This is a genomic window from Pseudomonas sp. WHRI 8519 (assembly GCF_040224055.2).
GTDB lineage: Bacteria > Pseudomonadota > Gammaproteobacteria > Pseudomonadales > Pseudomonadaceae > Aquipseudomonas > Aquipseudomonas putida_X.
Genome location: NZ_CP167996.1, coordinates 303,553 through 328,119, shown reverse-complemented (window position 1 = coordinate 328,119; position 24,567 = coordinate 303,553). Strand labels below are relative to the sequence as shown.

27 protein-coding genes are annotated in these 24,567 nt (G+C 63.3%); 17 read left to right on the top strand and 10 right to left on the bottom strand.

Annotated features, from left to right (window positions below):
- Positions 1 to 16: 16 nt before the first annotated feature.
- The 8 genes from proC to ABRP30_RS01555 all read left to right on the top strand — a co-directional run bounded on the left by proC (position 17) and on the right by ABRP30_RS01555 (position 5,862).
- Entirely contained in the window at positions 17 to 835 is an 819-nt protein-coding gene (proC, locus tag ABRP30_RS01590; protein ID WP_125923639.1) for a pyrroline-5-carboxylate reductase, read from the top strand.
- A 10-nt stretch (positions 836 to 845) separates the two neighbouring features.
- Positions 846 to 1,436, top strand: a complete 591-nt coding sequence (locus ABRP30_RS01585; RefSeq protein ID WP_012312312.1) for a YggT family protein — start codon at positions 846 to 848, stop codon at positions 1,434 to 1,436.
- An 88-nt stretch (positions 1,437 to 1,524) separates the two neighbouring features.
- Entirely contained in the window at positions 1,525 to 2,664 is a 1,140-nt protein-coding gene (locus ABRP30_RS01580; RefSeq protein ID WP_349975943.1) for a homoserine O-acetyltransferase, read from the top strand.
- A gap of 7 nt (positions 2,665 to 2,671) precedes the next feature.
- Complete coding sequence (metW, locus tag ABRP30_RS01575; protein ID WP_241805087.1) at positions 2,672 to 3,292, top strand: methionine biosynthesis protein MetW; 621 nt, start codon at positions 2,672 to 2,674, stop codon at positions 3,290 to 3,292.
- 22 nt (positions 3,293 to 3,314) lie between these two features.
- Positions 3,315 to 3,749 (top strand): DUF4426 domain-containing protein, encoded by a 435-nt coding sequence (locus ABRP30_RS01570; RefSeq protein WP_267820322.1) that lies wholly within the window; start codon positions 3,315 to 3,317, stop codon positions 3,747 to 3,749.
- Positions 3,746 to 4,342: an RdgB/HAM1 family non-canonical purine NTP pyrophosphatase gene (gene rdgB, locus ABRP30_RS01565; RefSeq protein ID WP_046787037.1), complete on the top strand. Its 597-nt coding sequence runs from the start codon at positions 3,746 to 3,748 to the stop codon at positions 4,340 to 4,342. Before ABRP30_RS01570 ends, rdgB begins: the two co-directional genes overlap by 4 nt.
- Entirely contained in the window at positions 4,339 to 5,526 is a 1,188-nt protein-coding gene (hemW, locus tag ABRP30_RS01560; RefSeq protein WP_349975941.1) for a radical SAM family heme chaperone HemW, read from the top strand. The genes rdgB and hemW overlap by 4 nt, the downstream gene beginning before the upstream one ends.
- A gap of 9 nt (positions 5,527 to 5,535) precedes the next feature.
- Entirely contained in the window at positions 5,536 to 5,862 is a 327-nt protein-coding gene (locus ABRP30_RS01555; RefSeq protein WP_241805084.1) for a DUF3392 family protein, read from the top strand.
- A gap of 167 nt (positions 5,863 to 6,029) precedes the next feature.
- On the opposite strand, the gene trmB is transcribed toward ABRP30_RS01555, so the two are convergent.
- The 4 genes from trmB to ABRP30_RS01535 form a co-directional block, all read right to left on the bottom strand.
- Positions 6,030 to 6,752 carry a tRNA (guanosine(46)-N7)-methyltransferase TrmB gene (gene trmB, locus ABRP30_RS01550; protein WP_241805083.1) on the bottom strand — a complete coding sequence of 241 codons (723 nt, stop codon included), beginning with the start codon at positions 6,750 to 6,752 and terminating at the stop codon, positions 6,030 to 6,032.
- 9 nt (positions 6,753 to 6,761) lie between these two features.
- Entirely contained in the window at positions 6,762 to 7,556 is a 795-nt protein-coding gene (locus ABRP30_RS01545; RefSeq protein WP_008092966.1) for a thiazole synthase, read from the bottom strand.
- A gap of 54 nt (positions 7,557 to 7,610) precedes the next feature.
- On the bottom strand, positions 7,611 to 7,811 hold the full coding sequence (thiS, locus tag ABRP30_RS01540; protein ID WP_012312305.1) for a sulfur carrier protein ThiS: 201 nt from the start codon (positions 7,809 to 7,811) through the stop codon (positions 7,611 to 7,613).
- 103 nt (positions 7,812 to 7,914) lie between these two features.
- Positions 7,915 to 8,286 (bottom strand): DUF423 domain-containing protein, encoded by a 372-nt coding sequence (locus ABRP30_RS01535; protein ID WP_241805082.1) that lies wholly within the window; start codon positions 8,284 to 8,286, stop codon positions 7,915 to 7,917.
- 64 nt (positions 8,287 to 8,350) lie between these two features.
- On the opposite strand from ABRP30_RS01535, the gene mtgA reads away from it, so the two are divergent.
- Positions 8,351 to 9,061: a monofunctional biosynthetic peptidoglycan transglycosylase gene (gene mtgA, locus ABRP30_RS01530; RefSeq protein ID WP_267824160.1), complete on the top strand. Its 711-nt coding sequence runs from the start codon at positions 8,351 to 8,353 to the stop codon at positions 9,059 to 9,061.
- Positions 9,062 to 9,172: 111 nt separating this feature from the next.
- Here the strand turns inward: mtgA and rpoH are convergent, their stop codons facing one another.
- From rpoH to ftsY, 4 genes are all read right to left on the bottom strand, one after another.
- Entirely contained in the window at positions 9,173 to 10,027 is an 855-nt protein-coding gene (rpoH, locus tag ABRP30_RS01525; RefSeq protein ID WP_012312302.1) for an RNA polymerase sigma factor RpoH, read from the bottom strand.
- A gap of 111 nt (positions 10,028 to 10,138) precedes the next feature.
- Positions 10,139 to 11,164, bottom strand: a complete 1,026-nt coding sequence (gene ftsX, locus ABRP30_RS01520) for a permease-like cell division protein FtsX (protein ID WP_267820313.1) — start codon at positions 11,162 to 11,164, stop codon at positions 10,139 to 10,141.
- The gene (gene ftsE / locus ABRP30_RS01515) at positions 11,161 to 11,832 is read right to left on the bottom strand and encodes a cell division ATP-binding protein FtsE (protein WP_241805080.1); all 672 of its coding nucleotides are present in this window, start codon (positions 11,830 to 11,832) and stop codon (positions 11,161 to 11,163) included. Before ftsE ends, ftsX begins: the two co-directional genes overlap by 4 nt.
- On the bottom strand, positions 11,829 to 13,355 hold the full coding sequence (gene ftsY, locus ABRP30_RS01510) for a signal recognition particle-docking protein FtsY (RefSeq protein ID WP_349975940.1): 1,527 nt from the start codon (positions 13,353 to 13,355) through the stop codon (positions 11,829 to 11,831). The genes ftsE and ftsY overlap by 4 nt, the downstream gene beginning before the upstream one ends.
- A 232-nt stretch (positions 13,356 to 13,587) precedes the next feature.
- Between ftsY and ABRP30_RS01505 the strand changes: the two genes are divergently transcribed.
- The 6 genes from ABRP30_RS01505 (at position 13,588) to ABRP30_RS01480 (ending at position 20,902) form a co-directional block, all read left to right on the top strand.
- Positions 13,588 to 14,943: a pitrilysin family protein gene (locus tag ABRP30_RS01505; protein WP_349975939.1), complete on the top strand. Its 1,356-nt coding sequence runs from the start codon at positions 13,588 to 13,590 to the stop codon at positions 14,941 to 14,943.
- On the top strand, positions 14,936 to 16,420 hold the full coding sequence (locus ABRP30_RS01500) for a pitrilysin family protein (RefSeq protein WP_349975938.1): 1,485 nt from the start codon (positions 14,936 to 14,938) through the stop codon (positions 16,418 to 16,420). The genes ABRP30_RS01505 and ABRP30_RS01500 overlap by 8 nt, the downstream gene beginning before the upstream one ends.
- A complete protein-coding gene (gene rsmD / locus ABRP30_RS01495) occupies positions 16,420 to 17,022 on the top strand; it encodes a 16S rRNA (guanine(966)-N(2))-methyltransferase RsmD (protein ID WP_349975937.1) in 603 nt (200 codons plus the stop codon). The genes ABRP30_RS01500 and rsmD overlap by 1 nt, the downstream gene beginning before the upstream one ends.
- Positions 17,023 to 17,106: 84 nt before the next feature.
- Positions 17,107 to 18,447: a pitrilysin family protein gene (locus ABRP30_RS01490; protein ID WP_349975936.1), complete on the top strand. Its 1,341-nt coding sequence runs from the start codon at positions 17,107 to 17,109 to the stop codon at positions 18,445 to 18,447.
- Positions 18,444 to 19,838 carry a pitrilysin family protein gene (locus ABRP30_RS01485; protein WP_349975935.1) on the top strand — a complete coding sequence of 465 codons (1,395 nt, stop codon included), beginning with the start codon at positions 18,444 to 18,446 and terminating at the stop codon, positions 19,836 to 19,838. Before ABRP30_RS01490 ends, ABRP30_RS01485 begins: the two co-directional genes overlap by 4 nt.
- 71 nt (positions 19,839 to 19,909) lie before the next feature.
- Positions 19,910 to 20,902: a hydrolase gene (locus ABRP30_RS01480; RefSeq protein WP_349975934.1), complete on the top strand. Its 993-nt coding sequence runs from the start codon at positions 19,910 to 19,912 to the stop codon at positions 20,900 to 20,902.
- Positions 20,903 to 20,911: 9 nt separating this feature from the next.
- On the opposite strand, the gene ABRP30_RS01475 is transcribed toward ABRP30_RS01480, so the two are convergent.
- The gene (locus ABRP30_RS01475; protein ID WP_349975933.1) at positions 20,912 to 21,766 is read right to left on the bottom strand and encodes a sulfurtransferase; all 855 of its coding nucleotides are present in this window, start codon (positions 21,764 to 21,766) and stop codon (positions 20,912 to 20,914) included.
- A 35-nt stretch (positions 21,767 to 21,801) separates the two neighbouring features.
- On the bottom strand, positions 21,802 to 22,467 hold the full coding sequence (locus tag ABRP30_RS01470) for a TetR/AcrR family transcriptional regulator (RefSeq protein ID WP_241805071.1): 666 nt from the start codon (positions 22,465 to 22,467) through the stop codon (positions 21,802 to 21,804).
- Between the two features lie 151 nt (positions 22,468 to 22,618).
- Here ABRP30_RS01470 and ABRP30_RS01465 point away from each other — a divergent pair, with 151 nt between their 5' ends.
- A complete protein-coding gene (locus ABRP30_RS01465) occupies positions 22,619 to 24,049 on the top strand; it encodes a coniferyl aldehyde dehydrogenase (protein ID WP_267820295.1) in 1,431 nt (476 codons plus the stop codon).
- Between the two features lie 10 nt (positions 24,050 to 24,059).
- Complete coding sequence (locus ABRP30_RS01460) at positions 24,060 to 24,545, top strand: twin-arginine translocation pathway signal protein (RefSeq protein WP_349975932.1); 486 nt, start codon at positions 24,060 to 24,062, stop codon at positions 24,543 to 24,545.
- The last annotated feature ends 22 nt before the right edge of the window (positions 24,546 to 24,567 follow it).

Here is a 24,567-nt window from a genome sequence, read left to right as displayed (position 1 = left end):
CCCTCAAGGACCTGACATGAGCAAGACACGTATTGCTTTCATCGGCGCCGGCAACATGGCTGCCAGCCTGATCGGCGGCCTGCGCGCCCAAGGCCTGGACGCCACGCAGATCCGCGCCAGCGATCCAGGCGCCGAAACCCGCACCCGGGTCCAGGCCGAGCACGGTATCGAGGTATTCGAAGACAACGCACAAGCCATCGCCGGGGCCGACGTGATCGTCCTGGCAGTCAAACCGCAGGTGATGAAAACCGTCTGCGAGGCCCTGCAGCCGAACCTGCAGGATGGCCAGCTGATCGTTTCGATTGCCGCCGGCATCACCTGCGCCAGCCTTCAGGCCTGGCTAGGCGCCCGCCCGGTGGTACGTTGCATGCCCAACACGCCGGCCCTGCTGCGCCAAGGCGTCAGCGGGCTGTATGCCACCGCCGAAGTCACCAGCACACAGCACCAGCAGGCCGAGCAGCTGCTATCGGCCGTGGGCACCGCCTTGTGGCTTGAGCACGAACACCAGCTCGATGCCGTGACAGCGGTTTCGGGCAGCGGTCCGGCCTATTTCTTCCTGCTGATCGAAGCCATGACTGCCGCCGGCGAGAAGCTTGGTCTGCCACGCGAAACCGCTACCCAGCTGACCCTGCAGACCGCACTGGGTGCCGCGCACATGGCGGTGGCCAGCGACGTTGACGCCGCCGAGCTGCGCCGCCGGGTCACTTCGCCAGCCGGCACCACAGAGGCCGCGATCAAGTCGTTCCAGAGCAACGGTTTCGAAGCCATTGTCGAGCAGGCACTGGCCGCCGCAGCGAAGCGTTCTGCCGAGCTGGCCGAGCAATTGGGCAAATAAGGAGTCTTAGATGAATGCATTGTCCGGCGCCGCGATCTTCGTGGTGCAAACCCTGGTCAGCCTGTACCTGGTGATCGTCCTGCTGCGTTTCGTGCTACAGCTGGTAAAGGCCAACTTCTACAACCCGCTGTGCCAATTCGCGGTGCGCGCCACGCAACCGCTGCTCAAGCCGATCCGTCGCATCATCCCAAGCGTCGGCGGCCTGGATACCTCGTCGCTGCTGCTGGCAGTGGTGATCCAGGCTCTGCTGATGGGCTTCGTGCTGATGGTGACCTACGGCACCTTCGGTGATGTGCTGCACCTGCTGATGTGGGCGATCATCGGCATCACCTCGCTGTTCCTGAAGATTTTCTGGGTCGCGATGATCGTCATGGTGATCGTGTCCTGGGTGGCGCCGAACAGCCACAACCCAGCGGCCGAGCTGGCCTACCAGATCAGCGAACCCGTGCTGGCGCCGTTCCGCCGCATCGTACCCAACCTGGGCGGCATGGACATTTCGCCGATCTTCGCCTTCATCGCGATCCAGGTGCTGCAATCGTTCGTCATGCCCCCGCTGGCAGCCTATGCCGGCATGCCGCAGGAACTGTGGCGGATGATCTGACCCCTGTTGTTCTCAGCGGCAAGCCTTTGCTTGCCGCTGGGGGTAGCGCTCTTTAGACTTACGCCTCCGTCAAGCGTGAGCAGGGTCGATGTCCACTGTCCTTCCCGAAGATTCCGTCGGTCTGGTTACACCGCAAATAGCCCGGTTCGATGAACCGCTGGCCCTGGCCTGTGGCCGCTCCCTGGCCAGCTACGAGCTGGTCTACGAAACCTATGGCACCCTCAATACCAACGCCAGCAATGCTGTGCTGATCTGCCATGCGCTGTCTGGCCACCATCACGCGGCCGGCTACCACGCTGCCACCGACCGCAAGCCCGGCTGGTGGGACAGCTGCATCGGCCCCGGCAAGCCGATCGACACCAACCGTTTCTTCGTGGTCAGCCTGAACAACCTCGGTGGCTGCAACGGCAGCACTGGCCCCAGCAGCGTCAACCCCGCCACCGGCAAGCCGTATGGCGCCGATTTCCCGGTATTGACCGTCGAAGACTGGGTACACAGCCAGGCACGCCTGGCCGATCGCCTGGGCATCCAGCAGTGGGCGGCCATCGTCGGCGGAAGCCTCGGCGGCATGCAGGCTTTGCAGTGGACCATGACCTACCCCGAACGCGTGCGCCATTGCGTCGACATTGCCTCGGCACCTAAGTTGTCGGCGCAGAACATCGCCTTCAACGAAGTGGCGCGCCAGGCCATCCTCACCGACCCTGAATTCCACGGCGGCTCGTTCCAGGACCAGGGCGTGATCCCCAAGCGTGGTCTGATGCTGGCGCGCATGGTCGGGCATATCACCTACCTGTCCGACGACTCGATGGGTGAAAAGTTTGGCCGGGAGCTCAAGAGTGACAAGCTCAATTACGACTTCCACAGCGTGGAATTCCAGGTAGAGAGCTACCTGCGCTATCAGGGCGAAGAGTTCTCCGGGCGCTTCGACGCCAACACCTACCTGCTGATGACCAAGGCGCTGGACTACTTCGACCCGGCGGCAGCCAATGGCGGCGACCTGGCCGCGACCCTGGCCCACGTCACAGCCGACTACTGCATCATGTCGTTCACCACCGACTGGCGGTTCTCGCCGGCTCGCTCGCGTGAGATCGTCAATGCCCTGATGGCGGCACGCAAGAACGTCTGTTACCTGGAGATCGATTCCCCTTACGGGCACGATGCCTTCCTGATTCCCACGCCTCGCTACATGCAGGGTTTCGCGAACTACATGAACCGCATCGCCATCTGAGGACAGCATGAGAGCCGATCTGGAAATCATCCACGACTGGATTCCCGCCGGCAGCCGGGTACTCGACCTGGGCTGCGGCAGTGGCGAGCTGCTGGCTTCGCTGCGTGACCGCAAGCAGGTTACAGGCTACGGGCTGGAAATCGACCCCGACAACATCGCCGCGTGCGTGGCCAAAGGCGTCAACGTCATCGAACAGGACCTGGACAAAGGCCTGGGCAACTTCGCCAGCAACAGCTTCGACGTTGTGATCATGACCCAGGCCCTGCAGGCCGTGGAGTACCCCGACCGCATTCTCGACGAGATGCTTCGGGTGGGCCGCCAGTGCATCATCACCTTCCCGAACTTCGGCCACTGGCGTTGCCGCTGGTACCTGGCAACCAAAGGCCGCATGCCGGTTTCGGACTTCATGCCGTACACCTGGTACAACACGCCGAACATCCACTTCTGCACATTCGCCGACTTCGAACAGCTGTGCCATGAGCGCCGCGCCAAAGTCCTGGACCGCCTGGCCGTCGACCACTTGCACCGCAACGGGTGGGGCGGCCGGCTTTGGCCTAATCTGTTAGGGGAAATCGGCATCTACCGCGTCAGTAGCCCAGGCCTGCAGGAGCACCCGCTCGCGGTCTGACGCCCAGCAGAGGAATCGCCCCATGCGTCGCCTAGCCCTGTTCCTGATCAGCCTGTGCCTGGCGCTGCCGGCACTGGCGGCCGATGCCGCCAAAGCCGAGCGCAAGGAGGTGTTCGGCGACGTGACGGTGCACTACAGCGCCTTCACCTCCAGCATGCTGCAGCCGGACATTGCCGCCGCCACTGGGCTTGTACGCAGCAAGAATCAGGGGGTGCTCAACATTGCCGTGCTCAAGGCCAGCAAACCCGCCATGGCGGTGGTCAGCGGCACGGTGAAAGACCTCACCGGGCGCAGCAACCCGTTATCGTTCAAGCAAATCACCGATCGCGGCGCGATCTACTATATCGCCCAGTTCAAGATCGACCAGGCCGAGACGCTGACCTTCGACCTGAATGTCGAAACCGGCGGGATCAGTCATAAACTCAGCTTCAACCAGGAAGTGTTCCCAGGCGAATGATGAATCTCCAGCAACTCGTATTGGCCAGCCACAATGCCGGCAAACTCAAGGAACTTCAGGCCATGCTCGGCCAGACTGTACAACTGCGCTCGATCGGTGAGTTCAGCCAGGTAGAGCCGGAAGAAACCGGCCTGTCGTTCGTCGAAAACGCCATCCTCAAGGCGCGTAATGCCGCACGCATTTCCGGGTTGCCGGCGCTGGCCGACGACTCCGGGCTGGCGGTCGACTTTCTCGGCGGCGCGCCAGGCATCTACTCGGCGCGTTATGCCGACGGTAAGGGCGATGCAGCAAACAACGCCAAACTGCTCGAAGCACTCAAGGATGTCCCGCAAGATCAGCGCGGCGCCCAGTTCGTCTGTGTGCTGGCGCTGGTACGCCATGCCGACGACCCACTGCCCATCCTCTGCGAAGGCCTGTGGCATGGGCGCATCATGTTCGAAGCCAGCGGCGATCAAGGGTTTGGCTATGACCCGCTGTTCTGGGTGCCTGAGCGCAACTGCTCGAGCGCCGATCTCGCGCCTGCCGACAAGAACCAGCTCAGCCACCGCGCGCGGGCCATGGTCCTGCTGCGCCAACGTCTGGGCCTGGCATGATCGAAGTGCTGCCCACCCAGCCGCGCCAGCCTGGCGTGGCGGGTTTCGCCACGCTGCCGCCTTTGGCGCTGTACATCCACATTCCGTGGTGCGTACGCAAATGCCCGTACTGCGACTTCAACTCCCACGCGGCTGGGCCTGACCTTCCGGAAGAGGCCTATGTCGATGCCCTGCTGACCGACCTCGACCAAGAGCTGCCAGCGGTTCAGGGGAGGCCGATTTCGTCGATCTTCTTCGGCGGCGGTACTCCGAGCCTGTTCAGCGCCCATGCCCTCGGCAGGCTGCTGCGCGGCGTGGAGCAACGCATCCCCTTCGCCCCAGACATTGAAATCACGCTGGAGGCCAACCCAGGGACGTTCGAGCAGGAGAAGTTCAAGGCGTACCGGCAAACGGGCATCAATCGCCTGTCGATTGGCGTGCAGAGCTTCCAGCCGGCCAAGCTGCAAGCGCTCGGGCGCATCCACAATGGCGACGAAGCGATCCGCGCAGCGGGCATGGCCCGGGCAGCCGGCTTCGACAACTTCAACATGGACCTGATGCACGGCCTGCCCGATCAGTCGCTGGACGATGCGCTGGGCGACCTGCGCCAGGCCATCGACCTGGGGCCGACGCACCTGTCCTGGTACCAACTGACCGTGGAGCCAAACACGGTGTTCTGGAACCAGCCACCGGAACTGCCCGAGGACGACATCCTTTGGGACATCCAGGAGGCTGGCCAAGCCCTGATGGCGGCCCACGGCTACAAGCAGTACGAGGTTTCGGCCTATGCCCAGGCTGGGCGTGCCGCCAAGCACAACCTCAACTACTGGCGCTTTGGCGATTTCATCGGCATCGGCGCCGGCGCCCACGGCAAGCTGACCTTTGCCGATGGGCGCATCCTGCGCACCTGGAAGACCCGCCTGCCCAAGGACTACCTGAACCTGGCCAAGCCGTTCAAGGCTGGCGAGAAGCTGCTGCCGGTGGATGAACTGCCGTTCGAGTTCCTGATGAACGCCCTGCGCCTGACCGATGGCGTGGAAGCCGAGCTGTTCAGCCAGCGTACCGGCCTGCCACTGGCACAGCTGGCTGAGGCCCGCCGCGCCGCCGAACAAAAAGGCCTTTTGCAGGTCGAACCGGATCGGTTGGTGGCCACGCCACGCGGCCAGTTGTTCCTCAATGACCTGCTGCAGTATTTCTTGACCTAAGGATGACCCATGGATCTGGTACTTGACCTGCTGGCAACGGTTTCCCGCTGGAGCCGTAGCAACCTGTCTGAGATTTCGCTGGCCCTGGTAGGCTGCCTGCTGGTGCTGTTTGGTACCGACATCAAGGGCTGGGTGGAACAACGGCTGGGCGGCCTGGCAGGAGCCCTGCGGGTGCCATTCATGGCGCTGCTGGTGATGATCGGCAGCGGCGCGGCGTTGATCTATGCCACGCCATGGGTGGTGAGGGGCCTGAGCCAGTTCAACAACTACGCGTTGGCGCCGGTGCTGTTGGTGGTGCTGGTGTTGATTGGCGTGGTCGCTGATCGGCGGGGATAAAACTCACTGGAAGCTGCCCCGGCATCAGGGCAGCCCTACCACTGGGCTGCCCATACAGGGTGCGCCGAACTGATCCGCATGAAATCACCCCGGGCCTTGAATGCAAACAAGCCCCGAAGGGCTTGCACAGGCAGATCAGCGCACAATCGAAAGGCTCAAACGGCCAATCAATCCACCTTCTCGAACTTCAAATCCCAAACCCCATGGCCCAAGCGCTCACCACGGCGCTCGAACTTGGTGATGGGACGCTCTTCGGGACGCGGTACATAAGCCCCGTCCGCTGCCAGGTTGCGGTACCCCGGAGCCGCGCTCATCACTTCCAGCATGTATTCGGCATACGGTTCCCAGTCGGTGGCCATATGGAATACGCCACCCGGCTTGAGCTTGCGACGCACCAGCTCGGCGAACTCCAGCTGCACGATACGGCGCTTGTGGTGGCGCGCCTTGTGCCATGGGTCGGGGAAGAACAGCATCAAGCGGTCGAGGCTGTTATCGGCCACACAGCGGTTGAGCACTTCGATGGCGTCGCAATCGTAGACCCGCAGGTTCTTCAGGCCTTCGGTCAGCACGCCGTTCAGCAGTGCACCCACACCTGGGCGGTGCACTTCAACACCGATGAAGTCTTGTTCAGGTGCGGCGGCGGCCATTTCCAACAGGGAATGGCCCATGCCGAAGCCGATCTCCAGGGTGCGCGGCGCCGAGCGGCCAAACACCTGGTCGTAGTCCACCGGGCTGTCGGCCAGCGGCAGGATATAAAGCGGGCCGCCCTGGTCCAGGCCACGTTGCTGGCCTTCGGTCATGCGCCCGGCGCGCATCACGAAACTCTTGATGCGGCGGTGTGGGCGCGCTTCGCCGTCGGTGGTGATCGGCGTATCTTGCGATTCAGTCATCAGTAGCTCTTACTTGATCAGACCATCCAGCGGCGAAGACGCGCTGGCATAGAGTTTCTTCGGCATGCGCCCGGCCAGGTAGGCCATGCGCCCGGCGACGATTGCGTGTTTCATGGCCTCGGCCATCAGCACCGGCTGCTGGGCGTGGGCGATGGCCGAGTTCATCAGCACCGCTTCACAGCCCATTTCCATGGCGATGGTGGCATCGGAGGCAGTACCCACGCCTGCATCGACCAGCACCGGCACCTTGGATTCTTCCAGGATGATCTGCAGGTTGTACGGGTTGCAGATGCCCAGGCCAGTGCCGATAAGGCCGGCCAGCGGCATCACCGCGATGCAGCCTGCTTCGGCCAGTTGACGAGCGATGATCGGGTCATCGCTGGTGTAGACCATCACGTCGAAGCCGTCCTTGACCAGCACTTCGGCGGCCTTGAGGGTTTCGATCACGTTGGGGAACAAGGTCTTCTGGTCTGCCAGGACTTCCAGCTTGACCAGGTTATGGCCATCGAGCAATTCACGGGCCAGACGGCAGGTGCGCACCGCTTCAACGGCGTCATAGCAGCCGGCGGTGTTCGGCAAAATGGTGTAGCGGTCCGGCGGCAACACGTCGAGCAGGTTCGGCTCGCCCGGGTTCTGGCCGAGGTTGGTGCGGCGCACGGCGACAGTGACGATTTCAGCGCCCGAGGCCTCGATGGCCAGGCGGGTTTCTTCCATGTCACGGTACTTGCCGGTGCCAACCAGCAGGCGCGACTGGAAAGTGCGCCCGGCCAGGGTAAAGGGCTTGTCGCTACGAACGTTGCTCATCAGAGATCCTCTGGAATAGATTGCTGGGCTTGCAGGTGAATCACCAGGCCGGAATCAGCCGCCACCAATGGCGTGCACCACTTCGACCTGGTCGCCGTCGTTGAGCTGCGTGCTGTCGTGCTGACTGCGCGGCACGATATCCAGGTTCAATTCCACTGCCACCCGGCGCCCGGTAAGTTCCAGGCGGGTCAGCAGCGCCGCGACGCTTTCGCCAGCGGGCAATTCGTAGGGTTCACCGTTCAATTGAATGCGCATGCGCACGGCCACCATTGTGCGTTGGGGGCCAGCATTCTAGCGCCGATCAACGCGTTAACCCAAGGGCAGTGCACGCCATTAGTCGTGATTGTGGACCGCTTGGTCAGCCTAAGCGCCATGCCGCCATGCCCAGGCAGAGCCAGCCGGCCAGGAAGCACAAGCCACCGATAGGGGTGATGATGCCAAGCTTGCCCAGCCCGCTCAGGGTCAGCAGGTACAGGCTACCGGAGAACAGCACGATGCCCAGGGCGAACAGACCACCGGCCCAGCCAACCAGGCGCCCCGGCAAGTGCGCGGCGAGCAGCGCGACACCGAAGATTGCCAAGGCATGCACCAGTTGATAGGTCACCCCGGTTTGGAAGATGGCCAGGTAATCTGCGCTCAGACGGTTTTTCAGCCCGTGGGCGGCGAATGCGCCCAGGCCGACGCCGGTAAAGCCAAAAAAGGCGGCGAGCATGAGGAAGGTGCGAAGCATGGGACGACTCCTGGGATCGGGTCTGTATAATGGCCCGTTCCACCGGTCCGGCCAAGCCATCGCCATGCTGTCATCCCTACTCCGCCGCCTCGCCCGCGCCCTGCTCTGGTTCGCTGCCGGCAGCATCGTACTGGTGCTGGTGTTCCGCTGGGTGCCGCCTCCCGGCACGGCATTGATGGTCGAGCGCAAGGTGCAGTCGTGGGTCAGTGGCGAGCCGATCGACCTGCAGCGCGACTGGCAGCCGTGGGAGAATATTTCCGACGACCTCAAAGTCGCGGTCATCGCCGGTGAGGACCAGAAGTTCGCCAACCATTGGGGGTTCGACATCCCTGCCATCCAGGCGGCACTGGCCTATAACGAGCGCGGCGGCAGCGTCCGGGGTGCCAGCACATTGACCCAGCAAGTGGCCAAAAACTTGTTCCTGTGGCCGGGCCGCAGTTGGCTGCGCAAGGGCCTGGAAGCCTGGTTCACGGCGCTGATCGAGCTGTTCTGGTCGAAAGAGCGGATCCTTGAGGTCTACCTGAACAGTGCCGAATGGGGCAAAGGGGTGTTCGGTGCGCAAGCTGCGGCGCGCTACCACTTTGGTATTGATGCAAGTCGGCTGAGCCGCCAGCAGGCGGCTCAATTGGCTGCAGTGCTGCCCAGCCCCATCAAGTGGAGCGCCAGCCGGCCGAGCGCCTACGTGGCGAGCCGGGCAGGCTGGATTCGCCGGCAGATGAGCCAGCTGGGTGGGCCGAGCTACCTGATGCAACTGGATGCTTCGCGCAAGCCCTGAATGGATACGCGGGCTCTAACTGCCCCTTCCACAAGCCGGTAAAACCTGCACGAACAAAAAAGCCGCCCACCCTGCTATGGGTCAGCGGCTTTATCAGGCATCAAGCGCCAATCAGGCTGCGATCAACGCTTTTACCTTGTTCATTGCATTCTTTTCCAACTGGCGAATACGCTCAGCCGAAACGCTGTACTTGTCCGCCAGCTCATGCAATGTGGCTTTCTCTTCAGCCAACCAACGCTGGTAGAGAATGTCGCGGCTACGCTCGTCCAGGCCCTGCAAGGCTTCATGCAGGTTGCTGGTGGAATTGTCGCTCCAGTCAGCATCTTCGAGCTGCACAGCCGGGTCGTAGCGATGGTCTTCCAGGTAATGTGCAGGCGACTGGAAGGCGCTGTCGTCATCCGCCTCTGCTGCCGGGTCGAAGGCCATGTCCTGGCCACTCAGGCGGCTTTCCATCTCACGCACTTCACGCGGTTCGACGCCGAGGCTTTCGGCCACGCGGTGAACTTCATCGTTGTTCAACCAGGCCAGGCGTTTCTTCTGGCTGCGCAGGTTGAAGAACAGCTTGCGCTGGGCCTTGGTGGTAGCCACTTTGACGATGCGCCAGTTGCGCAGGATGAATTCGTGGATTTCAGCCTTGATCCAGTGCACGGCGAACGACACCAGGCGCACACCCATTTCCGGGTTGAAGCGCTTGACCGCTTTCATCAGGCCGACGTTGCCTTCCTGAATGAGGTCGGCCTGGGCCAAGCCGTAGCCAGCATAGCTACGGGCGATATGTACGACGAAGCGCAGGTGGGCCATCACCATTTGCCGAGCGGCCTCAAGATCCTGCTCATAATAGAGACGCTCGGCCAGATCACGCTCCTGCTCGACAGTCAGCAGCGGGATGCTGTTGACCGTGTGCACATAGGCTTCCAGGTTTGCACCGGGAACCAGGGCATAGGCAGGTTGCAACGATGTGGTCATTCAAGAACCTCCGACTTACCAGACTCGTGCCTTGTGAGCACTGCCAACATAGACCTGGAACCAAGGTGCAAGTTCCAAAAATGAAAAATTGTCAATGCTGGCTCAGAAAAACTATCGCGGGGCCAGCTCGTTCAAATGGCGAGCCACCGCAATCCATGCACCGATATACCCCAACAGCACCGCTCCGATCAAGAGCGACAGACCATCGGATGCTGGCACCCCGCCCAGGGAGAAGTCGCTGCCGTAGAGCCCGGACAGCCCTACCACGGCCTCGTTCAGCCAGTTCAGGCCGAAGGCCAGGATACCCCAGGCCAGCAGGCCCGCACCCAGGCCATACAACGCGCCCATGTACAGGAAAGGCCGCCGTACGTAGCTGTCGGTGCCGCCTACCAGCTTGATGACTTCGATCTCGGTACGGCGGTTTTCGATATGTAGACGAATTGTGTTACCGATTACTAACAGCAAGGCAGAAATCAGCATCACCGCTAGGCCGAAGACGAACCGGTCGCCCAGTTTCAGGATCGCCGCCAGGCGCTCCACCCACACCAGGTCAAGTTGTGCGTTTTCAACCCGAGGCAGCTCGGCCAGACGCTGACGCAGCGCTTCCAGGGCGGGCTTATCGACTTCGGTCGGGGTTACCACCACGACACCAGGCAGCGGGTTGTCGGGCAATTCACGCAAGGCTTCGCCCAGCCCCGACTGCTGCTGGAACTCTTCCAGCGCCTGCCCTGGGCTGATGTACAAGGCATCGGCCACCCCAGGCATGCTTTTGATCTCTTCGCGCAGGGCCTCGCCTTCCTTGCTGCCCGCGTCGAGCTTCAGGTACAGGGAAATCTGCGCGGCGCGCTGCCAGGAGCCCCCCAGCTTCTCGACGTTCTTCAACAGCAGCGACAAGCCCATGGGCATGCTCAGCGCCACGGCCATCACCAGGCAGGTGAAGAAGCTGCCGATTGGCTGCTTGCCCAGACGGCGCAGGCTGTCGGCCAGGCTGGCACGGTGGCTGTCCAGCCAGGCATGCAACAGCGTGCGGAAGTCCGGGCCGTCATCATCATGCTCGCCGCGCTTTTTCCGGGTATCCGCGTCGGCCGCCTTGGGCGCGACACGCTCGGAAACCTTGGGTGTACGTGTAGTGCTCATTGCCCGGCCTCCCCATCGCCGATCAGACGGCCGCGCTGCAAGGTCAGCATGCGGTGGCGCATGCGCGCAATCAGTGCCAGGTCATGGCTGGCGATCAACACCGTGGTGCCCAGGCGGTTGATGTCCTCGAACACCCCCATGATCTCTGCGGCAAGGCGCGGGTCAAGGTTACCGGTGGGTTCGTCGGCCAGCAGCAAGGCGGGCTGGTGGACGATCGCACGGGCGATACCGACCCGCTGCTGCTGGCCAGTGGACAGGTCGGCCGGGTACAGCTCCCCCTTGTCGACCAGCGACACACGCTCCAGCGCCGAATCCACGCGCTTGGCGATCTCTGCCTTGGACAGGCCGAGAATCTGCAGCGGCAGGGCGATATTGTTGAAAACGGTGCGGTCGAACAGCAACTGGTGATTCTGGAACACCACCCCGATCTGCCGACGCAGGAACGGGATCTGCGCATTGCTGATCTGGCCCAGGTCCTGCCCGGCCAGCATCAACTTGCCGCTGGTCGGGCGCTCCATGGCCAGCAACAGGCGCAGCAAGGTGCTCTTGCCGGCCCCGGAATGGCCGGTGACGAACAGGAATTCGCCCCGGCGCGCCCGGAAACTCAGCTCATGCAAGCCAACATGGCCGTTGGGATAGCGCTTGGCAACCTGTTCGAATCGGATCATGGGTGCTCTCGCTCGGCAAACAGAGCCTTGACGAACGGCTCGGCTTCGAAGGTGCGCAGATCGTCGATGCCTTCACCCACGCCAATGAAGCGGATCGGGATGTTGAACTGCTTGGCAAGAGCGAAGATCACCCCGCCCTTGGCGGTGCCATCCAGCTTGGTCAGGGCCAGGCCGGTCAGCTCGACGCTCTGATTGAAGTACTTGGCCTGGCTGATGGCGTTCTGGCCAGTACCGGCATCGAGCACCAGCAGCACCTCGTGGGGCGCCTCGGCGTCAAGCTTGCCAATGACCCGGCGAACCTTTTTCAGCTCTTCCATCAAGTTGTCTTTGGTGTGCAGCCGGCCGGCGGTATCGGCGATCAGCACATCGACGCCACGGGCCTTGGCGGCCTGCACGGCATCGAAGATCACCGACGCGGAATCGGCACCGGTGTGCTGAGCGATCACCGGAATCTGGTTGCGCTCGCCCCAGACCTGCAACTGCTCGACTGCGGCAGCACGGAATGTGTCACCCGCCGCCAGCATGACCTTCTTGCCCTCGAGCTGCAGCTTCTTGGCCAGCTTGCCGATCGTGGTGGTCTTGCCGGCGCCGTTGACGCCGACGACGAGGATCACATAGGGCTTGTTCTGCGCCTGGATCTTCAGCGGCTGCTCGACCGGGCGAAGCAGCGCGGCCAGTTCTTCCTGCAGCGACTTGTACAGGGCATCGGCATCGGCCAGCTGTTTACGCGCAACCTTCTGGGTCAGGTTCTGAACGATGATCGAGGTCGCCTCGACGCCGACGTCGGCGGTCAGCAAGCGTGTTTCGATCTCGTCCAACAGGTCGTCATCGATGACTTTCTTGCCCAGGAACAGGCTGGCCATGCCTTCGCCAATGCTGGCACTGGTCTTCGACAGGCCCTGCTTGAGGCGAGCGAAGAAGCCGGGCTTGGCAGGTTCGGCATCGGCTGGGGTGATGGCCGCGACGGCCTGTTCGGGGGCCGGGCGCTCGGGAATCGCTGGCGGGGCCTTTGGCTCCAGGTCTGGAACCAGGGCGACCGGCTCTTCGGCAACGGGCAGGACCAGGTTGCTGACCGGGGCTTCGGGGGCGGCGGCCACTGGAGCAGGGCTTTCGAGCGGAGCGGCAGCAGGCTCGGAACGTGCCGGCAGGTCCACCCGCACAGGGGCCGCAGCAGGCTCGGGAACCGGCACTGGCTCAGGGAGCGGAGCAGGCGCTGGGAGCGGGGCCACTTCAGGAGCCGGAGCCGGGGCCGGCTCAGGCGCAGGCTGCGGGGCCAGCACCGGCTCGGCGGGCCTTACCGGCTCAACGGCAGGCGTGGGCGCTTCGCCAACCACCGGCTCGGCCGCAACCGGCTCAGGCTGCTCGGCGGCAGGCTGCGGCGATACCGGCTCTACTGCCTGCGCATCAGGGGCTTGTGGCTGTTCGGCGACAGGTTGCTGCGGCTTCTTGCGAAACCAGCTGAACAGGCCTTTTTTCTCGCCAGCCTCGGCCGGCGCTTTTTTGTCGTCGTTTGAACCAAACATGGAAGACGGCTATCTCAGGGTAGCGATGGGCCAGCAGCGGCTCATCTGGAATTCTCTAAACGCAGAACAGACTATTTTGAAGCCGGCTGGTTCATGCGCAATGTTTTGTCTTAATGGACCTGCAGGCCAGAACGGCGACAGGCATGGTCGCCAGGCAACCGGATCAGTATCCTAGCACCTCCTGGCCCGCCGACGCTAAACCCTGCAGGCCGCCGAACAGGTTAAACACCTTATGAATGCTCTAGCCCGCCGCGCCGCTGGCGTGTTGCTCGGCACGCTCTGCCTGCCGCTCGCAGCCTTTGCCGCCGATGTGCAACCCACCCACGAATTCATCCTCGACAACGGCCTGAAAGTGGTCGTGCGCGAGGACCACCGCGCGCCAGTGGTGGTTTCGCAGATTTGGTACAAGGTCGGCTCCAGCTACGAGACCCCCGGCCAGACCGGGCTGTCTCACGCCCTGGAGCACATGATGTTCAAGGGCAGCTCCAAGGTCGGCCCCGGCGAAGCTTCGCGCATCCTGCGCGACCTGGGCGCGGAAGAGAACGCCTTCACCAGCGACGACTACACCGCCTACTACCAGGTTCTGGCCCGCGACCGTCTGCCGGTGGCGCTGGAGTTGGAAGCCGACCGGCTGGCCAGCCTGCGCCTGCCGGCCGATGAGTTCAGCCGCGAAATCGAGGTGATCAAGGAAGAGCGCCGCTTGCGTACCGACGATCAGCCAAGCGCCAAAGCGTTCGAATTGTTCCGCGCCATGGCCTACCCGGCCAGCGGCTACCACACCCCGACCATCGGCTGGATGGCCGACCTCGAACGCATGAAAGTCGAGGAGCTGCGCCACTGGTACGAGTCCTGGTACGCGCCGAACAACGCCACCCTGGTGGTGGTCGGCGATGTTACCGCCGCCGAGGTCAAAGGCCTGGCGCAGAAATACTTCGGCAGTATCCCCAAGCGCGCTGTTCCGCCGGCCAAGCTGCCGCTGGAGCTGACCGAGCCAGGCCGGCGTCAGCTGACCCTGCACGTGCGCACCCAACTGCCCAGCCTGATCTACGGCTTCAACGTACCGGGCCTTGCGACCGCCAAAGACCCACGCACCGCGCACGCCCTGCGGCTGATCTCGGCCCTGCTCGACGGCGGCTACAGCGCCCGCCTCCCAGCGCGCCTGGAGCGCGGTCAGGAACTGGTGGCCGGCGCCTCGTCCAGCTACAACGCCTTCACCCGCGGCGACAGCCTGTTCCTGATTTCGGCTACCCCTAACGTGCAGAAGCAAAAGACCCTCGCCGATGTCGAGAAAGGCGTCTGGCAGTTGCTCGATGAGCTCAAGACGACCCCACCGAGCGCCGAGGAACTGGAACGTGTACGTGCCCAAGTGATCGCTGGCCTGGTCTACGACCGCGACTCCATCAGCAGCCAGGCCACCACCATTGGCCAGCTGGAAACGGTCGGCCTGTCCTGGAAACTGATCGACAGCGAACTGGACGAACTCAAGCGTGTGACCCCAGAGGACATCCAGGCCGCCGCACGCACCTATTTCACCCGCGAACGCCTGAGCGTTGCCCATGTACTGCCTGAGGAGTCCGCTCATGAGTGATCGCAGCGCACCACGCTACACCCTGATCGGCACAGGCATCATCGCACTGGTGGTGGCGCTTGCCGCCGTGCTGGCGCGCCCCGCGCATTCCGAAGCCGACAGCACCGCAGCCCGCCCCGCCAATACCTTGCAATCGCTGGCCGAACTGGACGGCAAAGCCCCCAGCCGGCGCCAGCTGAACATCCAGAACTGGACCACCGCCGAAGGTGCACGCGTGCTGTTCGTCGAAGCCCGCGAGCTACCGATGTTCGACCTGCGCCTGACCTTCGCCGCCGGCAGCAGCCAGGACGGCAACACGCCAGGCCTGGCCACCCTGACCAACGCCATGCTCAACGAGGGCGTTGCCGGCAAGGATGTGACCGCCATCGCCGAAGGCTTCGAAGGGCTCGGCGCAGACTTCGGCAATGGCTCCTACCGCGACATGGCAGTGGCCTCGTTGCGTAGCCTCAGTGCCAAGGACAAGCGCGAGCCGGCCCTGAAGCTGTTCGCTGAAGTGACCGGCAAGCCGACCTTCCCAGAGGACGCACTCAAGCGCATCAAGAACCAGCTGCTGGCAGGTTTCGAATACGAGAAGCAGAACCCCAGCAAGATCGCCGGCAAAGCGTTGTTGAGCAACCTTTATGGCGAACACCCGTACGGCCATCCAAGCGACGGCACCGCTGAAAGCATCCCGGGCATCACCCTGGAGCAGCTGCGCGCATTCCACGCCAAAGCCTATGCAGCGGGCAACGCGGTAATCGCCCTGGTCGGCGACCTCAGCCGTGAAGAGGCCGAGGCGATTGCCGCCCAGGTCTCCGCCGCCCTGCCCAAAGGCCCGGCACTGGCCAAGCCTGCGCAACCCGTCGAGCCCAAGGCTGGCGCGACCCACATAGACTTCCCATCCAAGCAGACCCACCTGATGCTGGCCGAGCTGGGCATCGACCGCCAGGACCCGGACTGGCCAGCCCTGTCGCTGGGCAACCAGATTCTCGGCGGTGGCGCCTTCGGTACGCGCCTGATGAGCGAAGTGCGGGAAAAACGCGGCCTGACCTACGGCGTATACTCGGTATTCAGCCCGATGCAGGTGCGCGGCCCCTTCATGATCAACCTGCAGACCCGTGCCGAACTCAGCGAGGGCACCCTCAAGCTGGTGCAAGGCATTCTTGCCGACTACCTCAAGAGCGGCCCGACCCAGCAGGAACTGGACGACGCCAAGCGCGAACTGGCCGGTAGCTTCCCGCTGTCGAACGCCAGCAATGCGAGCATCGTCGGCCAATTGGGCGCCATCGGCTTCTACAACCTGCCCTTGACCTGGCTGGAAGACTTCATGCAGCAGTCCCAGGCACTGACCGTCGAGCAGGTCAAGGCAGCCATGAACAAGCACTTGGCCGCCGATAAACTGGTGATCGTTACCGTCGGCCCGAGCGTGCCGCAAAAACCGCTGCCAGCCCCTACTGACAAACCCGCCGAGCAGCCCCTCGGCGTACCGGAGCACTAATGCCTAGATCCACCCCTCCCGCCCGCCCTCAGCAGAGCCAAAGCAAGGGCCAGGGCCACCTGCGCATCATCGCCGGCGAGTGGCGCAGCCGCCGCCTGGCGGTGCCTGAAGGCGACGGACTGCGGCCGACCACCGACCGCGTGCGGGAAACCCTGTTCAACTGGCTGGCACCCTACATCGAAGGCGCCCGAGTGCTGGATGCCTTCACCGGCAGTGGCGCCCTGGTGCTCGAAGCGTTGTCCCGCGGTGCTGCAGATGCCGTTGCGCTGGACAGCAACCCAGCGGCTATCAGCAACCTGAAGAACAACCTGGAGATCCTGCGCTGCCCACGCGGGCAAATCCTCCAGACCGACGCCCAGCGCTACTTGCAAGCACCGGCCAAGCAACAGTTCGACGTCGTGTTTCTCGACCCGCCGTTCCATCAGGACCTGCTGGCCAACACCTGCAACCTGCTGGAGCAGAACCAGTGGCTGCGCGAGCAGGCGTGGATCTACACCGAGAGCGAAGCGGCACCCTCTACCCTGCAAATGCCAGGCAACTGGCGCCTGCACCGCGAAAAAAAGACCGGCCAGGTGCATTACGCGCTGTGGCAGCGCGCCTGACGGCAAGCCGTAATTATGTAACGCAGGCAAGCGCAGAATCTCACCGAAGCTGCTCCTGGTCACCCAACCAGGAGCACTTGAGCAATGCCATCGACTCCACCGTTCACCCTCGACGACACAACCCTGTCAGCCGGCATCGAGTCCATCGCCGATGCCACCCAGCCCCCGTTGCAGCACTTCACACTGGACAACGGCCTGGCTGTCTACCTGCGTGAAGACCACAGCACCCCGCTCGCCGCAATTCAGCTCCGGTACCACGTGGGCACCAGCCATGAGTCAGCCGGCCATACCAACATCTCGCACCTGCTGGAACACCTGATATTCGAAGGCAGCCGCAAACTTGAGGCGGGCCGATACAGCCAGGTGATAGCACGGCTCGGCGGAGAGGCCAATGCCTTTACCATCGATGATGCAACGGTCTACGAAATGCTGTTACCTGCGGCACGGCTACCGGTTGCCCTGGAAATAATGGCCGATGCCATGGAGGGCGCGACCTTTGGCCAGGCAGCCTTGGAACGGGCAGCCAAAGCCATCGAAGACGAGCGCCGGCTCAAAGTTGACAACGTCCCTGCACAGCAGGCAGCTGAACGACACAATGCACTTGCACACGGCAGCAGCCCGTATGCAACGGCGACGTTCGGCAACCCGGCAGATTTGCGCAACTTGAGCGTGGAGACCGTGCGCGCCTGGTATCAAAAGTGGTATCGGCCCAATAACGCCACCCTGGTGGTGGTGGGTGCCGTCGATCTTGCCACGCTTGGCCAGCACGTGAGCCGGTATTTCGCCAGCATTGCCAGGGCTGCGCTTGACGCAGTACCAGTCCCCCGGCATGACGCGCACCTGCAGGCGCGAAGCCAGACGCTGACACTGCCAGGCCGTGATGGTTTGTTCATGTCCTTCAATGTACCCAGCCACGCCACGGCCACCGACGCAACTACAGTGCCTGCCCTGGGCCTGCTCTGCGATGTGCTTGGCAAAGGGTTCAGCGCAAGGCTCTACAGCGAGTTGGTGCGAGACCGACGGCTGCTCAAGGGCCTCACCCTGGCATATGAGCCAATGGCGCGTGGTGACACGCTGTTGACCCTTTCAACCTACATCAACAGTCAAAAGTCTACGCACGAGCAGGCCGAGGAGGCGATCTATACCGCGATCGATGCCCTGCGCCATACGCCGCTTTCCACCCAGGAGCTCAAGCGCGCGAAACTGCGCATGCTCACCCGTCGCCTGTTCAGCCACGACAGCATCAGCCTGCAAGCTGACCGCATCGGCGCAGCAGCGGCCGCTGGCCTGCCCCCCTCGCTGATCGATCAAGAAGCCGACAGTATCCGCCACCTCGATAGCGCGACATTACAGCAGGTAGCGTTCGACTACCTGAGCCGCGAAAGGCTGACCATCACTCACCTGCAGGCAGGAGCACCGGCATGAACACATCGCTTACCACCAGCAACATGCCTCTGATTTGCAAAGGCCCCGTGAGCGATACCGCTGTGGCGGCAATGGCCAGGCTGGAGTCCGCGCAAGGCCTTGACCTGGAGCAACTCCAGCAGTTGCCGGCCCAGATACAGCAATGGCAGACCGACGAAGGCGCCAGGGTCAGCTTCAGCCCGTCCCATGGCCGCCCGATATTCGACCTGGCGCTGCGCTTTCGCGCTGGTAGTGCACTCGATGGCGACAGCCCGGGCCTCGCCGCCCTTGTCCTTTACAGCCTCGATCAGGGTAGCGAGCTTCTGGACGCCGCCCAGTTCGCTCAGGCTATGGAGGGGCTCGGTGCGATCATGGCAAGGCGGGTGAACCAGGACGAGGCGGTGATCACGCTGCGCTGCCTGAGCCTGCCGGCGCTTCGTACAAGCGCCCTGCAACTGCTCACCCAAATGCTGGCACGCCCTGCCTTTCGCGAGGAAGCCGTCGCAGGCATCCGCGAACGACTGCTCAATCACGCTCGTACAATTGCGTTGAGCCCGGTCTATGGGGTGTCCCCGGCGATCATGAGCCATGTGTTCGATGGCCATCCCTACGCCACCCACTGGGCTGGCACGCCTGAAAGCCTCGAGCGGATCGACGAGCAGCAAATGCGGGCTTTCCACCGACGCGCCTACTCTGCCAACAACCTCGATATCGGCCTGGTGGGCGACCTGTCGCGTGACGAGGCGCAAACCCTCATCACTGAACTTCTTCAGGCGCTACCGCAACACTGGGCGGGACAGGCCCCGCCACCGGCGCCTTTGCCAGAGGCCCTCACCCGGCATCAACCACACACCGCAAGTACCACACTGGCCACGCTGGCGCTGCTGTTGCCCACATCCCCCGACAAGCCAGGGTATGCAGCGCTGACCATGCTCGATGAAATCCTCGGCAGCGGCTACGAGTCGCGCCTCACACAAGAGCTGCGAAGCCGACGTGCCTTGACCTACAGCATCCACTCATCGCTCACCCCCTTCGATGCGGCGAGCCTGCTGCAGATTCAATGGGACATCGCACCCGAATACCGAGATGCCTCACGTGAACTGGTTTCAGGGATGCTGGCTTGCCTGCGCGAGCATGGCCCAAGCCAGGCGGAGTGCGACATGGCGCGCAACCAGATAGCAGGCAGGTTGCATCGCACCCTGGTGAGCAACGCAGAGCTGGCCAAGAGCTTGGCAACCTCAAGCCACCTGGGGCAACCCGCCGATCACTTTGCGACCTATGTCCAGCGCCTGGCAGCGCTGACACCCATGGACATTCGCGAAGCAGCCCGGATATGGCTGACCCCTGCGCAGGAAGTATTCATCACTGTCGGCCCGGCCCCTGCGCAACAACCTTTGCCCGAACCGACCTGACCGACCAATAGCGCGGGTACAACAGCGGTATTTCATGGCAATCTAGGACGGCACAACACGAGTCGCCCAGCATGCCCAGCCTTACCGCCACGTTCCGCCCGGCCACCGGGTTATCCAACCCTCACCTGCAAACCCTTTGGGGCCCGCTGTGGCGCAAGCTGCCTGCGCTTGAGCGCAAACGCGAGCGCCTGTGGCTGGCCGATGGTGACTTCATCGACCTCGACTGGCACGGGCCGCACCAGCCAGATACACCGCTGGTGCTGGTACTGCACGGCCTGACGGGCTCGTCCCATTCGCCCTATGTCAAAGGCCTTCAGCAGGCGCTCGATGCCCGCGGCTGGGCCAGCGTTGCGGTGAACTGGCGCGGCTGCTCGGGCGAGCCGAACCTGCTGCCACGCAGTTACCATTCCGGGGCCAGCGGGGACCTGGCCGAGGTGGTCGCCCATCTGCGTGCCCAACGCCCGCTGGCCCCTTTGTATGCCGTCGGCTATTCGCTGGGCGGCAATGTACTGCTCAAGTACCTGGGTGAAAGTGGCAGCGCCAGCCAACTGCAGGCGGCCGTGGCGGTTTCGGTACCGTTTCGCCTGGATCAGTGCGCCGACCGCATCGGCCAAGGCTTTTCGAAGGTCTATCAGGCACATTTCATGCGCGAAATGATGGCCTATGTGCAAGTGAAGCAGCGGCATTTTCGTGCTCAGGGCCATCATGAAGGGCTTGCCGCACTCGACCGCCTCGGATCGTTGCGCAAACTGCGGACCTTCTGGGATTTTGACGGCAAAGTGACCGCGCCACTCAACGGCTTTGACGATGTACACGACTACTACCGTCGCTCATCGAGCCGCTACTACCTCGGGGAGAACCGCACGCCGACGCTGATCATCCACGCAAACGATGATCCGTTCGTATCCCGCCACAGCCAGCCCACGCCGAGCGAGCTGGCACCGCAGACTCAGTTCGAGCTGCATGAGCGGGGTGGGCATGTGGGCTTTGTCGAGGGCAGCCTGCGAAACCCAGGGTATTACCTTGAGCGGCGGATTCCGCAGTGGCTGGTGGATGGGCGATGAACCCACGGCTCAGTCGCCCGTGGCAACCTGATGCGCGGGATCATTGATCCACTCACTCCACGATCCGGCATACAGCCTGCCCAGCGGATACCCCGCCAACGCCAGGGCAAACAGGTTATGGCAAGCCGTCACGCCCGAGCCGCAATAGGCCACCAAACGTTCCGCTGGACGCCCCGCCAGCTTCTCGGCAAAGCGCTGCCTGAGCTGCTCTGGCGCCAGGAAGCGCCCCTCTTCGTTCAGATTGTCGGTGAAAGCTGCGCACTGAGCGCCAGGTATATGCCCGGCCACCGGGTCGATCGGCTCCACATCCCCACGAAAACGCGGCAAGGCACGCGCATCGATCAACGTCAGCTCGGGGCTTGCAAGCTCGGTGACCACGTGCTCGGCGTCAATCAGCAGCTTGGTATCCGGTTTGCCGCTGAACGTCCCCTCATACCGTGCCGGCGCGTCCAGGCTCAATGGCTGGCCCGCGGCGTGCCAGGCCTTGAGGCCTCCGTCGAGAATGGCCACACCGGTGCGCTTGCCCAACCAGGCCAGCAGCCACCAGGCACGGGCGGCAAAGGCACCAGGCCCGTCGTCGTACAGCACCACCTCGCTGTCATTGTCCAGCCCCCACTCACGCAAGCGCTCGACCAGCCGCTGCGGATCAGGCAAGGGATGGCGGCCGGTCTGGCCCTTGATTACCGGGCCACTCAGGTCGCGCTCCAGGTCGGCGAAGTGGGCCCCGGCTATATGCCCCTCGGCATAGCTGCGTTGGCCATAATCCGCGTCGTCCAAGGCAAACCGACAATCGAGGATCACCAGCTTGGGCGAGCCCAGACGCTCGGCCAGTTGCTGCGGGGTGATCAATTGCGCAAGAGGCATGACAATCTCCTGATCGATGGCACGAAGGCTCTGGGCTAACGCTCCAGGGCCTGGTTGAACGGAACATGGAATTCATGGCACAGGGCATCCACGGCACTGCGGGCGTTGGCGGTGACGAAGCCGAGTTCCAGTACCAGCACCTGATACACGCCACGCTTGAAGGCTTCTTCACCCAGATGAGCGGAGTGCTCCCGCGTGGTGCTGAGAAAGCGGACCCAAGAGGTCAGTACGATCCAGGCGTTGATGGTCAGCGATTCGATCTGGGCAGGGGCCATGACCAGAATGCCGGCCTCGACGAAGCCCCGGTAGATCGCCTGGCCCTGGCGCAGGCAACGTTCGGAAAAGCGTCGGTAACGGGCAGCCAGCTCAGGGTCGCTGTCGAGCAGGTGCTCGAGATCACGGTGCAGGAACCGGTAGTTCCACATCGCTGCGAGCAATGCCTTGAGGTAGAAGCGCTTGTCTTCGACGGTAGCGGCGCGGCCCTGCGGGGGGCGCAGGAAGCTGTCCACCAATTCTTCATACTGGCTGAACAACAGTGCGATGATCGCCTGCTTGTTGGGGAAGTGGTAGTAGAGGTTGCCGGGCGAAATCTCCATGTGCGCGGCAATATGGTTGGTGCTCACGCTACGCTCGCCTTGTTGATTGAACAGTTCAAGGCTGTTCTGCACGATGCGCTCTCGGGTCTTGATGCGCGGGGCCATGCTCAGCTCCCAGTCTGCAGGCTTTCGGTAAGGGGTTCATCTTACGGTGTAACAGGGCCCGGATGCACCGTGCGCTGGCGCGAAAAAATCCGCACCATCGTACCGATTAGAGTATAGGCTCTAGAGATTCTCAGCCCCTATGGGAGCCGCCGTGACTTCTCCTATCGCCTTGCCCCCTCTGCAGTTCGACACTGAATTGACAAGCACATTCACCGCCCAGCGCAAGGCATTTGCCGGCAACCCCATGCCGCCGCTGGCCCAACGCCGGCAATGGCTGAAAAGCCTGCGCGAAGCATTGCTGGCGGATCGACAACGGCTGATAGAGGCGATCGATGCGGATTTTTCCGGGCGCAGCGCCGACGAAACCCTGTTGGCCGAGCTACTGCCCTCCGTACAGGGGATTCGCCATGCCGAACGCCACCTCAAGGGCTGGATGCGACCCGCCAGGCGAGCCGTCGGCCTGGCCTTCCAGCCGGCCAGCGCCCGCGTGCTGTACCAGCCGCTGGGGGTGGTTGGCATCATCGTGCCGTGGAACTACCCGCTGTTTCTCGCCATCGGCCCGCTGACGTGCGCCCTGGCCGCCGGCAACCGCGTGATGCTCAAGCTCAGTGAGGCCACCCCTGCCAGCGCCCTGGCGCTCAAAGCCTTGCTTGAGCAGGTATTCCCCAACGACCTGGTCAGCGTGGTGCTGGGTGAGGTGGAAGTCGGCCAGGCATTTGCCCGGCTGCCCTTCGACCATCTGCTGTTCACCGGCGCTACCAGCGTCGGCCGCCAGGTCATGCTGGCGGCTGCACAGAACCTGACCCCGGTCACACTGGAACTCGGCGGCAAGTCACCGGCCATCATTTCGTCCAGCGTGCCGCTCGATAGCGCCGCCGAGCGTATCGCATTCGGCAAGACCCTCAATGCCGGCCAGACCTGCGTCGCCCCAGACTACGTCCTGGTGCCACGCGAGCGCCTGAACGCCTTCAGCGAGGCCTACCGCAGGGCGGTCCACCGGCTGTACCCGCGCATCGCCGACAACCCCGACTACAGCGCCATCATCAACCCGAGGCAATTGCAGCGCCTGCAACACTTGGTGGACGACGCCAGCAGCAAGGGCGCGCAGGTCATCGACCTGTACCCTGACGAGCCCCGCCAGGGCAGGCGCCTGCCGCCGCACGTGCTGCTGGAGGTGAATGACAGCATGCAGGTGATGCAGGACGAAATCTTTGGCCCGCTGCTGCCGGTAGTGCCTTATGACAGCCTCGACGGTGCACTGGCCTACATCAATGAACGGCCACGCCCACTGGCGCTGTACTACTTCGGCTACGACCATGCCGAGCAAGAGCATGTGCTTCAGCGCAGCCACTCCGGTGGCGTCTGTATCAACGACACACTACTGCATGTCGCCCAGGACGACCTGCCGTTCGGCGGCATCGGCCCTTCGGGCATGGGCCACTACCACGGCCGTGACGGCTTCCTGACCTTCAGCAAGGCCAAGGCGGTGCTGGCCAAGCAGCGCCTGAACGCCGCGCGCCTGATTTACCCGCCGTATGGCAAGGCGCTGCAGCGCCTGGTCTACACACTGTTCATCCGCTGAGGTCTGGGCCATGCAACGTCGTGACCTTCTGCGCTTCAGCCTGGGCGCCAGCGTGTTTCTGGCCAGTGCCAGCCTGGTCGGCTGCAGCCCGCAGGGGCGTGCTACCGGGTACCAGGTACTGCGCGATGACGACCTGCCATTGCTACGGGCACTGATCCCGGTGGTGCTTGCCGGTACGTCGGCAAGCGCAACACTCGTGCTGCCCAGGCTGGACGACAAACTGGCGGCCCTGTCCCCGCCAATGCTCAAGCTCACCCGGCAACTGTTCGATGTGCTCAGCCTGCCGCTGACCCGCGGCCCACTGACTGGGGTCTGGGGCGCCTGGGACCAGGCGGGTGAACAGCAGATAGCGGCGTTTCTGCAACGCTGGCAGAGCAGTTCCCTGAACCTGCTGCGCATGGGGCACGCGTCGATCGTGCAACTGCTGACGATGGCCTGGTATGAATGCCCGGAAAGCTGGGCTGCCTGTGGCTACCCGGGGCCACCGAAAATCTGAACAACAACAACAACAACAACAA